Below are 12,027 nucleotides of genomic sequence, written 5' to 3'. Positions count from 1 at the left end.
AATCAAGCGTTACGGTCCTGGGTCCCGGCTTACGCCGGGATGACGATACGGTGGTCGATCAGGTTCGCCACACAGCCACCCACTCCACCGCCGTCAGAATCTCGAACCACCCCTCGCGCTTAGTCCGGCGCGCCAGCTTCAGCAGCGCATCATCCCGGCTGAGCAGCCATCGCGCGCCGCACGCGGCTGCGAGTTCGAGGAACTTCTGATCGTCCGGATCCGCGCAGCGCGGCAGCGCGAACGCTTGCGTGTCGTCGAACACGCGCATCGCCGCGTCGTAGGCGGCCAGCTGATTCGCCCGCGCCGCGTCGTCCAGGCGCAACACCGGATACGCCAGCACGCGTTCCCATTCGCTGCGGCATGCCTGGCTGGTGGCACCGATCACGGCGCCGCAGTCCAGTGCCTCGCGCAACGCGGACACCGCCGGGTCGCGGAAGACGAACAGGTCGAGGCACACATTGGTGTCCAGCACGATGCGCGGCGGCGCATCGGCGAATGACCCGCTCATGTCACGCCGCGCGCGTCACGGCGCCACTTCGCGGATGTCGGCCGTGCCGATGCGCCACGCGCGCTGGTCGGCGGTGGCGCCATCGACCACGGCGCGGCGCAGCGTGTACGCGCCGACGAAGCGCTGCTGGCGGCCGTCGGCGTGCGTCGCGGTCAACGCGACTGGGATTTCCACATAGCGCGAACCCGCGGCGGCATCCACGCGGCCCGGCGCCATGATCTCGACCGACACGCCGGTCGTGTCGGCGAAACCGGCGGCGAACTGCTCCGGCGTCTGGTTGCTCGAGCGTCCGCCGTCGGACCACAGCGCATACGCCTGCGCGAAATCGCGGCGATTGATGGCGGCGTAATAGTCGCGAATGACGGCGACCGCGTCGTCCACGGTGGGCTCGTTCGTCGCGATGTCGGTCAGCGGCGCGTTCGGATCGACCGGCGCCGTCGTCGCAGCGAGCGGGTCTTCCGCCGGCAACACGGGATTGCCTTCGGCATCGAGCGCCACGGTGTCCTCGGGCTTCGGCGGTCCGACCACGCCGGGACCGGGCTCGTCGGGCATGCCGGTCACGCTGCCGCGCGCGCCGGCCGGGGCGGGCAGCGCTTCGGCGTCGTCGCCGGACACGCCGGGCGCGCGCGACTTGTCGCCGCCGCACGCCGACGAAGCGACCGCGCAGGCGAGGAGAAAGGCGAAGCGGAACTGCGTCATTGCATCAATCCAGGTGGACGACGACGTTGCCATTCTCGATGGCGGTGGTGCCGATGCGGCGTGAACCCAGGCGGTCGAGCAGGCTGTTGTCGAGGCGGTAGACGGGTTCCTCGCGCGCGTACTCGGCGAGCCACGAATTGAGCAGCGCACGCGCGCTGGAAGTCATCGCGCCGCCGAGTGCCGGCACGTCGACGTTCTCGATGCGCGGCTCCTGCAGGTGCAGGCCGCGCGTGGACGGATCGAAACGCAGCGCGCTGGTCAGCGCGAACCGGCCCGATGCCTTGCTACTGTCGCTGCCCAATGCGCCCAAGCCCACATCGAAATCCAGCCGCAGGCGGTTGCCGTCCTGGGGGATCGACAGGCGCGGATTCATCAGTGTGAGCGAGACCAGGCCGCCGAGCTTGTCGTAATGCTTCGGGAAATTGCGATCGAGCGAATGCTGCAGCTGCATCGGCGTGAATCGCAGGTCGTCGCCGAGTAGTGCGCCGACCGTCGAACAGGCGGACAACAACGCGACGGCGAGGGCGAAGAGGGCGGCGAGAGGAAATCGGAGAGTGCGGCGCGGGTCCATCTCAAGCTCCACGGGGATGCCCGGACGATACCCGCGCCGCATGAACAACACCACTCGATCGGCGGCGTGCGGCGATGCTAGCGTCCCGCCGTCCACGCCGGGTGATGGCCCGACGAGCGGACGTCGCGCGATCGATCAGCCGCGTTGCTGCATCGCCAGGCGCAGGCCGAGGCCGATGAAGAGCGTGCCGGTCGCGCGCTGCGTCCATCGTCCGGCGCCGCCGGCGAGGCGTCGGCCGAAACGGCCCGCGGCGAAGCTCAGGAAGAGGTCGTTGCAGAAACCGATCACGGCCAGCAGCGCGCCCAGGACGAAGAACTGCAGCCACACCCAGCCGCGTTCGGGATGCACGAACTGCGGCAGGAAGGCGAGGAAAAACAGCGCCACCTTCGGATTGAGCACGCCGGTCACGACCGAGCGCAGGTAGACGCTGCGGCCGGATGCGCGAGGTTTCGATGCGTCGGCATCGGTGGTTGCGGTGTCGGCGTCGCCGCTGCGCCAGGCCTTGATCCCGAGCCACACCAGATAGGCCGCGCCGAGGTACTTCACGAATTCGAACGCCATCGCCGACGTTGCCAGCAGCGCCGACAGGCCGAGCCCCGCGGCGAGCGCGTGCAGCAGCGTCGCCGTTTCCAGGCCGAGGCCCGCCTGGATTCCGCGCTTCGTCCCGCCCGCGAAACTCTGCGCCAGGATCCACGCCGTGCCGGGCCCGGGCAGCAGCACCAGCACGAGGGCCGCGGCGAGATAGGCGAGCAGGGTCGTCGTGTCGAACAGGTGCATGGCGGCGCGCGGACGTCAGTGGGGCGCTCAGGGTACGCGCGTCTGGTCGCAGGCGGGGATGCGCGCGGCGCAACGGATCGTCGCGACGCCTGCGCCGTCAGGGCGATGCCGCATCCGCAGGCTTCGCGCGCGCCCCGCGCGCCTGCACCGGCACCGGCGGCTGCCCGCGACGCGCGCCCGCGTAGCGCGCGTAATCGCGGTAGAGCATCTGCACCGTCGGCGTGCCGTCGAGGTCGTGTGCGACCTTGCCGCCCGCGCGCGGCTTGAGCACCGCGAACCAGCGGTGCGCGCCGATGACGTCCGAGTCGGTGAGCGGTCGCCCCTTCGTGTCGGTCGCCACCACCGACAGCGTCACCGCATGGTTGACGTTCCCGCCGATGGCGTAGAGCCGGTTGTTCTTGACGTCGGTCTTCACCACCAGGTCGCAGTGCAGCGCGTTCGACGGGCTGTTGCCGGTACGGACGTCGGCGATGGACGCGAACGAACTGTCCCCGCGCGAGGTGCACAGCAGGTCGCCGGCGTCCGGCGTCGCCTCTGTGAGGTCGTAGGCGACGAACGCATGGTTTGGATCCTGCCCGTCCCGCGCGCGCACCGCGGCGCGCACGTAGTCGATGTGGCCGCCGCTGCGGCGGAACTGGTCGGTCGACAGGCCGGCTTCGCACGCCAGCCACGAAATGAACGCCGCCGACCACGGCATCGCCCAGCCGGCCTCGTGCCAGCCGTAGTTGACGATGCTCTGCACGCGCATCGCTTCCTCGTTGCCGGTCGCGGCCCAGTAGCCGGCGATGGCGCCGGCCACCGCCTCGTCGTCCTCCATCAGCCCGAGGCGTGGCGCCTGGCGCAGCACGCGATCGCCGATGGAGGCGTTGCGATCGGGCGAGATGATCTCGACCACGCCCGACGGCTGCGGCACGCGCGGCACGATCGCCGCCGGCTCCACCGCCATGTCGAGGATGGGCATGCCGAAGTACGCCCACTCGGCGGTCGCCAGGTCGATCATGCGGGCGCGGTAATCGCCGGCCGCGCGAATCGACGGACACGAACTGGTGGCGATGCGATACCCCGCCGCGCGCGCGGGCGTGTAGCCGCCGTCGGGCGTGCGGCGATACAGCGGTTCGAAACGGTTCTCGCCGACGCGCACCATCATCGGCGGCGCCTCGTCGGCGCGCGAGAAGATCACGCGCAGTGCGGGATCGGGAAAGCCGGAGGGGCGTGGGAAGGCGGGGATCGCGCGGCTCGCGCTGCGTGCCGTCTGCGCCCACGCCGGAAGGCTCGCGAACATCGCCAGGCTCATGCCGAAGGCGACCATCAGGACGGTCGGCAGCGTGGGTCGTGTCGATCGCATGGGCGCGTCTCCTCGGGGGCGCCGTCAGCATGAACAGCCCCGCGTGAAGCCCGCATCGTTCCGGCGGGGAAAAGTTCGCGTGTACAGCAGTCGTGGCGGCCGGAATCCTCAGCGGTCCATTCGCGACGGACTGACGTATGGCATGGCATTCGGGTTTGCGCTTCACATTTGAAGGCATCGAAGGGGTGACGTTTGACGTCGTCCGGTTCGAATTGATAGAGGCAATTTCGCAGCCATTCCGGCTGGAGCTGCACCTAAGTAGCGCCGATCCCAACATCGAGTTGGATGCACTGCTGGACAGGGGGTGTGTGTTCGCCATCGAACGGGAAGGGGAGTCGGTCCGCACGGTCCACGGCGTCATCTCTGCTTTCGAACAGACCGCATCGGGCTTTCGGCGGACACGCTATAAGGCGATCGTCGAGCCCCCGCTGGCTCGATTGGGTCTATGGCAGCAAAGTCGAATCCATCAGCAGGCCGCTATCCCGCAGATTCTGCGCGAGCGCTTCAAGGAGCGCAGTATCGATGCTGCGATCAAACTAACCAGAACGCACGAAGTGCGTGAGTTCTGCGCCCAGTTCAACGAATCGGACTTGCACTTTGCTTCACGCATCGCGGCGGAAGAGGGCATCACCTATTACTTCGATGCACTCAACGGTACAAAGTTGACCTTCATAGATGCTGTGGCCGACGGGCCTTGTCTCGTCCAGGGAGGCAACGAAACCGTCCTGTACGTGCCGACCCCGGGCGGCGATGCCATCGAGCCCCGGGTGTGGCACTTCGCGGTGCGCAGACAACGGGCGCCCACGCGCGTGACCCAGCGTGATCGAACATTCAAGAATCCGCAGTACACACTGGAGCATCGCAGCCAGGCCGGCGATGCCGTCGGGGATTACGAACACTACGGTTTCCCCGGACGATACAAGTTCGACGCCGCTGGTAAGCCGTTCACTTCCAGCCTTCTATCGGGCCTGCGCAACGAAGCCACCCGAGCCGAGATCGAGGGCGATGACGCACGCTTATGGCCTGGCCTGAGGTTCCTGCTTCGAGAGCATCCGACGGAAGCCTTCAACCGTTACTGGCGCGTCGTGTCGATGCATCACATTGGCGAACACGCCCCATCCCAGGAGGAGGATGGAAGCGATGCCGAACATGGCACGCGATACACGTATCGCGCTACCGCAGTTCCCGGCGACTTCGACTGGAAGCCCACGCCGTTGCCGCGCCCGACCGTCGACGGCCCGCAGATCGCGGACGTGGTGGGGCCGCCGGGAGAGGTCATCCACACGGACGAGCACGACCGCATCAGGATCTGGTTTCCATGGGATCGGGAAGGTCCACGTGAGCGCAGTTCATGCTGGCTGCGTGTCGCTCAAGGATGGGCCGGTGCGGGCTATGGCGCCATGTTCACGCCGCGCGCAGGGCACGAGGTGCTGGTCAGCTTTGTCGACGGCGACGTAGACCAGCCGGTCGTAACGGGGTGCGCATACTCGGCGCTCAACCGTCCGCCGTATCCGCTTCCGGCACACAAGGCTGTCAGCACGATCAAGAGCGACGAGCACAAGGGCAACGGCTATAACGAACTGCTGATTGACGATACCTCCGGTGAACTGAAGGCCCAGCTACGCAGCACGCATGCGGCAACGCAGCTCAGCATGGGGTTCATTACTCATCCGCGCGATCAGCAAGGACGAGGGCAGCCGCGTGGCGAGGGGTTCGAACTGCGTACCGACGAGTCGGGCGCCTTGCGCGCCGCCAGGGGTTTGTTGCTGAGCGCTTACGAGAGAGCAAATGCGGTAGGCAGCCAACTGGACCAGCGCGAGTTGCTCGAGTGCGTGCGGACGCTTGCGCAACTGACTACTTCATTACTGGACACCGCCGCGCAGCATCAGGCACCAGCGATGGAGCACGACGCGCGCGAAGAACTTGTCCTATCGATCGAGCGCCTCGGCGCTGGCGCCAACGATCGGCGCAACGACAGTGGCGGCAAGCCGATCATCGCCCTGAGCGCGCCTGAAGGCATTGCGGCCGCCACTCCCAGGAGTGTCTTGCTTGGAGCGGGCGAGAACGTCGAAAGCGTCGCCCAGCGCGATACCGCCGTCACGGCCGGCGCACGAGTGCATGTCACCGCAGGCAAGGGAATCGGCCACTTCGCCTACGAGGGCGGCATCACGCAGATCGCGCACCGGGATGACCTGAGTTTGCAGGCACAACACGGAAACGCTTACCTGGTTGCGGCCGAAACCGTGTATGTCCGCGCAAAGAACATCGTCATCGAAGCCAGTGAGCGGCTGACTACGTCATGCGCCGGCGCATACCAAACGATGGAGGGCGGCAACATCGAGACCGGTTGCCCCGGTACCTACACGATCAAGGCGAAAGTCGAGGTCACGAGCAGCGCGAGCCTGGGCCACGTGGTCAACGAGTGGAAACAGGCGCAGTTCGACGAGCGATTCCAGGCCGTGCTTCCTGATGGCACGCCTGCACGAAATCGCGCCTATGCATTGGTCCGTGCCGACGGTGCCCGATTGGAGGGCATCACCGACGACGAAGGCGGGATCACCTTGCAGAAGGGTTTGAGTCCGGAAGGACTCACGATCGAATGGCTGAACGCAACGGCAGGGGAAGGCTGATGAACGACGATTCCAAGACCACGCCACGCGTGGCCTCGTACTACTACGACGCAAAGGGGCAGCAGCAGTTCCCCTGGTCCCTGACCGATACCTCCCAAACCGGGGCCGTGCAACTTCCAGTAGGACCGGACCTGACGCTTCCGGTGATCTTCGTGCCCGGGATCATGGGGTCGAACTTGAAGGCGAAGAAAGGCCAGGCGCCTGTGTGGCGGCTCGACGGTGGCTGGGATATGCCAGCCCCGAAGATAGGAAATCTGAAGGAGGCACCCCTAGGCCTGGCTTGGAAGATGCTCAGGATGGACCCGGGGCCGCGTCAGAAGCTGCTGCATCCCGCCCGCGTATTGGTCGATGAGAGAGGAGCCGTGCCTACTCGCATTGCAGGAACGGTCCGCGACCCCTCGGCGGATAAGCGTGCGCAAGTGTATCGGGAACGGGGGTGGGGCCAAGTCGCGCAGACCAGTTACCAGAGCTTCCTGCGATGGCTGGAAGATACTTTGAACGGCCCGTTTCTACCCCAGCATTGGAAGGAATTCGAGCACACGGCCGCTCAGATGGAATCCGTCCAGCTGAATGCCGGACTGCACGTCACCCGGCTGAAGCGTGGCGAGAAACTCCGCATGCCGGGGCTGCCAACGGGCGCGGAACGTGGCGAAGTTGAATCCATCACTTCGGACGACCTGCTCGCGCGAGCCCGCTTCAAGATGCCCGTGCATGCCTTTGGCTACAACTGGCTGGATGACAACGCCCAAGCGGGAAATTTGTTGGCCACGCGCATCGAAGCCATATGCCGGCAGTACGCCTGTCAACAAGTGGTTGTCGTCACTCATTCGATGGGCGGTTTGGTGACGCGGGCCTGTCAACAACTGCCTGGCATGAAGGAGAAGATCGCGGGCGTCGTGCATGGGGTGATGCCTGCGAGCGGCGCAGCCGTAGCCTACAGGCGCTGCAAAGTAGGGATGTCGGACGAAGATGCGGGCGCTGCGTTGGTGATCGGCAAGGACGGCCCTTCGGTAACGGCGGTGTTCGCTCAAGCGCCCGGCGCTTTGCAACTTCTTCCTACACCTGACTATGTCCCGCATCGCAAGCGCGAGGCCTGGCTGCGCATCTGCGACGAGCGAGGGCGCCTGGTGGCATATCCGGGAATCGTCCCGCTCCGGCTTCATCCTTGGTCCGGTGGTCATGGACGATGGACACACGCACGAAGCGGCGACGCTGAGCTTCTATGATCCCAAGCGGCCGGACATGGACTTGGAGGTCTATTACAGCGCCATCACGCCGGATGACAAGGAACGGCTCTTCGAGCGTGTCGAAAACAATTCGGCCTTGTTCGGCATGAGTGCAGCTGCAATGGACAAGGTGATGGGTGCCGAAACGCTACGTAAGGGCAAGAGGCCTTTCGCAGGCATGGACGGTGATGAATGGCTATGGGTCGAAAGGAAGGCCGCCCCCCGTAAATTGACCTTCACTGCGAAAACGTACCGTCCCGATCCGGGCTTAATGCGGCCAAGCCTCACCGTGGACCTCACGATGGGTGGTCTGGTTGCGCAACGCGACGAAGCGGGCAAGTGGAGCCTTGACGGTCCCGACGATTTCATCGGCGAATGGACGTTGCCTTTTGGAGAGAAATCGGTGTCCGAAAGAGGCGAGTATTCCTCGCGCGACTACGACGCCTCGCTTACCGACTACGAAGCAATGGCTCTATGGGACGCCATCCTCGACTCAATCCGTCCCCGACCTGGCGCAGTCGCACCGTCGAAGCCGCCGCGTCAACCGCTGCTGCCAGTGGAGCCCAGCGCTCAGATCCAAGCGAACCAGCAGGCCATGGACCATTTCATCGCGACAGGTGTATGGCTTAACCCTCCTCCCTCGGAAGGCTAGTCGCATGGCCTTCGATCTGGATCCATCAATCTTCATCTCATCGTTGCGACGCTTTCGTATCGCCGCACTACTCTTGTGCATCCCGTTCGCAGGATGTGCTTACACACCCAGCGAACAGGAGACGAAAGTTGTGACGGAAATGAAAGCGAGCATGCGCCCTTATGGACTGGGACGCTATCTGATTGACTTGCCCCCCAGCTGGGGGAGCTTCAATACAGATGTTACGTTCTACTACGGCAGCGGCGTGGCATGAACACTGTCGAGGCATTGCTCATTGACGAAGACATGAGCCGAGAGCAGTTCGAGCGTGCGCTTGGACGCCGCCTTGAACGGCTGAAGTCCATCCAACACGAGGCTACACACGGGCCTATGCTGCTTAGATCATCGGCGGAGCCATTGAGCCAGGGCGACGATACCAGCCGCTATGCAGTCCTGATGAGATATTACCGTGATGATCGCCGCTCTGGCCCGAAGGGTCACGAACTGCATTTGTGGGTAGACGGGGCTTACGTACTGCTTCGGGCCAAGTCCTATGAAGGTATAGAGGGCATCGATAACCCCGAGCCACCGGAGAAAGTTGAAGCGCGTCTGATATCACTGGCACGCAGCGCCTCCAAGATTCGAAACCCTCAAGCGACCCGCTCCGGCTTCATCCTCGGTTCGGTGGTGATGGATGATGACCACACCCATGAATCAGCAACGTTGAGTTTCTATGATCCGAAGCGGTCAGACGTCACCTTGGAGATCAACTACAGCGCCGCAACGCCCGACGCCAAGCAACGACTTTTCGAGCGCATCAACGAAGACGCCCGCTTGGTGGGATTGAGCGGTGACACGCTGGCGAGCGCCATGAGGATCAAAACGCTTCGGAAGGGCAAGCGGGCCTTCGCCGGAATGGAAGGCGAGGAGTGGCTTGTAGTGGAACAGAAGGCCGATCCGCGCACGCTAAACTTACGCGCGGAATCGTACCGCTCTGATCCAGGCTTCATGCGGCCGAGTCTCTCGCCAACCCTTACAGTCGGTGGATTGGTTTCACAACGCGACGAGAAGGGGAAGCGAAGTCCTGACGGCCCGGTCGACTTCATCGGCGAGTGGACGCTGCCCTCGTTCGCCGAAAAAATTACGTCCGACAGGGTCGCGTACCCGTCACATGAGGTTGACGCGTCACTGACGGACTACGAGGCGACCGCACTCTGGGAAGCGATCCTCGACTCAATCCGTCCCCGAGCTGGCGCAGTCGCACCGTCGAAGCCGCCGCGTCAGCCGCCGCTGCCAGTGGAGTCACAGGCGCAGGTGCAGGCCAATCAGCGCGCCATGGACCACTTCATCGCCACTGGGGTTTGGCTTGAACCCCGCGAATCCTAGACGCGCGTCACCGGACCTCCGAAGGCGCACCAATGTCAGGTTGATGCGCCGTCGGATACCTCAACGCCACCGTGGGGGACTTCAATCCTCTTCGTGCCGGGGCTTGTAGGCCTCGACCAGCTTCTGCTGCACGTTCGACGGCACCGGTTCGTAATGGCTGAAATCCAGCGAATACCGCCCGCGGCCCGCGGTCACGGACTTCAGTTCGGCCGCATAGCCCTCAAGCTCGGACAGCGGGACCTGTGCCTTCACGACGATCTCGTTGCCGCGCACGCTGTCGGTGCCGCTGATGCGCGCGCGCTTGCTCGCCAGGCCGCCGCTGACATCGCCCATGTGCTGCTCGGGCGCGTTGACCTCCAGCTCGACGATGGGTTCGAGCACCTGCGGCCGCGCCTTGCCGATCGCATCGAGGAACGCCTTCTTGCCCGCGGCGACGAACGCGACTTCCTTGCTGTCTACCGGGTGATGCTTTCCGTCGTAGACGATCACGCGCACGTCCTGGATCGGATACCCCGCCAGCGCGCCGCTTTGCAGCACCTGGCGCACGCCTTTCTCCACGGCCGGCATGAACTGGCCGGGGATCGTGCCGCCCTTCACCTCGTCGACGAATTCGAAACCGGTGCCGCGAGGCAGCGGTTCGATGCGCAGGAATACCTCGCCGAACTGGCCCGCGCCGCCGGTCTGCTTCTTGTGGCGATGATGGCCTTCGGCCTTTCCGCTCACGGTTTCGCGATAGGCGATGCGCGGCGGACGCGAGGTCACTTCCACGCCGTAGCGCTCCTTCAGCCGCTCCAGGTTGATGCGCAGGTGCAGGTCCGACAGCCCGCGGATCACGGTCTCGTTGGTTTCGGCTTCGTGTTCGACGACGAAGCACGGGTCTTCTTCGGACAGCTTGTGCAGTGCCGTCGCCAGTTTCTGCTCCTGTCCCTTGCTTGCTGCTTCCACCGCGAGGCCGAACATCGGGCGCGGGAAATCCAGCGGCGACAGGTGGATCTGGTCCTCGTCGTGGCTGTCGTGCAGCACCGCGTCGAAATGCAGTTCCTCGACCTTCGCCACCGCGGCGATGTCGCCGGGAATCGCCTGATCGATCTCGACGTGATCCTTGCCGCGCAGCTTGAACAGATGGCCGACCTTGAACGGCTTCTTGCCGTCGTCGACGAACAGCTGCGTGTCCTTCTTCACCGTGCCCTGGTGCACGCGGAACACGCCGAGCTTGCCGACGAAGGGATCGTTGACGATCTTGAAGACGTCGGCGATGACGTGCGCCTTCGGATCCGGCGCGGCCTGGATACGCGTGCGCTCCGGGCCCTTCTCGTACGGCGGCTCGTTGGCTTCGGCGGGGTTCGGAAACCAGCGTTCGGCGATGTCCAGCAGTTCGCCGATGCCGGCGCCCGTCCGGGCCGAGCAGAACAGCACCGGCACCAGATGCCCCTCGCGCAGGCATTGCTCGAACGCGTCGTGCAGTTCGTCGCCGGACAGGCCTTCCTCGCCGAGGTCCAGGTAATGCTCCATCACCGTTTCGTTGATCTCGACGATCTGGTCGATGATCTTCTGATGCCATTCGGCCACGGGCCCGAGGTCGCTGTCGCCCTGGGGGTTGATCAGGCAGTCGACGACTTTCTTGCCGCCATCCGCGGGCAGGTTGAGCGGCAGGCATTCGGGGCCGAAGGTCTCGCGCAGGTCGGCCAGTACGCCTTCGAGCGACGCGCCTTCGTGGTCGATCTTGTTGACGATGATCGCCCGGCACAGGTTGCGGCCGCGGGCGTACTCCATCATGCGGCGCGTGCCGTATTCCACGCCGGCGGCGGCATCGACGACGACCGCCACCGTTTCCACCGCGCCCAGCGCCGACAGCGCGGGGCCGCGGAAATCCGGGTAGCCGGGAGTGTCGATCAGGTTCACGTGCATGCCGGCGTGGTCGATGCTGGCGATGCTGGCGTCGATGGAATGGCCGCGTTGCTTCTCGATCGGATCGAAGTCGGACACCGTGCTGCCGCGTTCGATCGTGCCTGCCGTCTGGAGTGCGCCGCCGGCCTGCAGCAGGGCTTCGAAGAGCGTGGTTTTGCCGGCGCCGGGGTGGCCTGCCACGGCCACGTTGCGGATGGATTGTGTGCTGTAGGACATGAGCGGACTTCTCCCGTGAGGGTGGGAAGGCCGTCATGGCTGTCCGGCGCTGCGCCTGCGCGAAGGGGCGCTCGGCGGGCGGTCATGGCGGGTGCCGGCGGGGGGCCGGGAGCGAAAGCCTCGCGCAAGG

11 protein-coding genes are annotated in these 12,027 nt (G+C 65.1%); 5 read left to right on the top strand and 6 right to left on the bottom strand.

Annotated features, from left to right (window positions below; translation table 11 throughout):
* Positions 1–58 precede the first annotated feature (58 nt).
* The 5 genes from GOY17_RS14425 to GOY17_RS14405 form a co-directional block, all read right to left on the bottom strand.
* Positions 59–472 (bottom strand): PIN domain-containing protein, encoded by a 414-nt coding sequence (locus GOY17_RS14425; RefSeq protein ID WP_232338437.1) that lies wholly within the window; start codon positions 470–472, stop codon positions 59–61.
* A gap of 51 nt (positions 473–523) precedes the next feature.
* Complete coding sequence (locus GOY17_RS14420; RefSeq protein ID WP_157030920.1) at positions 524–1,207, bottom strand: Cif family virulence factor; 684 nt, start codon at positions 1,205–1,207, stop codon at positions 524–526.
* A 4-nt stretch (positions 1,208–1,211) separates the two neighbouring features.
* A complete protein-coding gene (locus tag GOY17_RS14415) occupies positions 1,212–1,778 on the bottom strand; it encodes a DUF1439 domain-containing protein (protein WP_198173699.1) in 567 nt (188 codons plus the stop codon).
* A 135-nt stretch (positions 1,779–1,913) separates the two neighbouring features.
* Complete coding sequence (locus tag GOY17_RS14410; protein ID WP_157030918.1) at positions 1,914–2,555, bottom strand: LysE family translocator; 642 nt, start codon at positions 2,553–2,555, stop codon at positions 1,914–1,916.
* Positions 2,556–2,652: 97 nt separating this feature from the next.
* Positions 2,653–3,900: a DUF2272 domain-containing protein gene (locus tag GOY17_RS14405; protein WP_157030917.1), complete on the bottom strand. Its 1,248-nt coding sequence runs from the start codon at positions 3,898–3,900 to the stop codon at positions 2,653–2,655.
* A 137-nt stretch (positions 3,901–4,037) separates the two neighbouring features.
* Between GOY17_RS14405 and GOY17_RS14400 the strand changes: the two genes are divergently transcribed.
* Genes GOY17_RS14400 through GOY17_RS14380 form a run of 5 tightly spaced genes read left to right on the top strand, consistent with a single transcriptional unit; the run spans position 4,038 to position 9,773 of the window.
* Positions 4,038–6,530, top strand: coding sequence for a type VI secretion system Vgr family protein (locus GOY17_RS14400; RefSeq protein WP_157030916.1), 2,493 nt, complete (start codon positions 4,038–4,040; stop codon positions 6,528–6,530).
* The gene (locus GOY17_RS14395; RefSeq protein ID WP_157030915.1) at positions 6,530–7,756 is read left to right on the top strand and encodes an esterase/lipase family protein; all 1,227 of its coding nucleotides are present in this window, start codon (positions 6,530–6,532) and stop codon (positions 7,754–7,756) included. Before GOY17_RS14400 ends, GOY17_RS14395 begins: the two co-directional genes overlap by 1 nt.
* Entirely contained in the window at positions 7,710–8,408 is a 699-nt protein-coding gene (locus GOY17_RS14390; RefSeq protein ID WP_157030914.1) for a T6SS immunity protein Tli4 family protein, read from the top strand. The genes GOY17_RS14395 and GOY17_RS14390 overlap by 47 nt, the downstream gene beginning before the upstream one ends.
* Positions 8,409–8,412: 4 nt before the next feature.
* Positions 8,413–8,661, top strand: a complete 249-nt coding sequence (locus tag GOY17_RS14385; protein ID WP_157030913.1) for a hypothetical protein — start codon at positions 8,413–8,415, stop codon at positions 8,659–8,661.
* Positions 8,658–9,773, top strand: coding sequence for a T6SS immunity protein Tli4 family protein (locus GOY17_RS14380; RefSeq protein WP_157030912.1), 1,116 nt, complete (start codon positions 8,658–8,660; stop codon positions 9,771–9,773). The genes GOY17_RS14385 and GOY17_RS14380 overlap by 4 nt, the downstream gene beginning before the upstream one ends.
* Before the next feature lie 81 nt (positions 9,774–9,854).
* On the opposite strand, the gene fusA is transcribed toward GOY17_RS14380, so the two are convergent.
* Positions 9,855–11,897, bottom strand: a complete 2,043-nt coding sequence (gene fusA, locus GOY17_RS14375) for an elongation factor G (RefSeq protein ID WP_157030911.1) — start codon at positions 11,895–11,897, stop codon at positions 9,855–9,857.
* Positions 11,898–12,027 lie beyond the last annotated feature (130 nt).

The organism is Lysobacter soli (assembly GCF_009755585.1).
GTDB classification, from domain to species: Bacteria; Pseudomonadota; Gammaproteobacteria; order Xanthomonadales; family Xanthomonadaceae; genus Lysobacter_J; species Lysobacter_J soli.
This window is presented reverse-complemented; position numbering and strand designations above follow the sequence as displayed.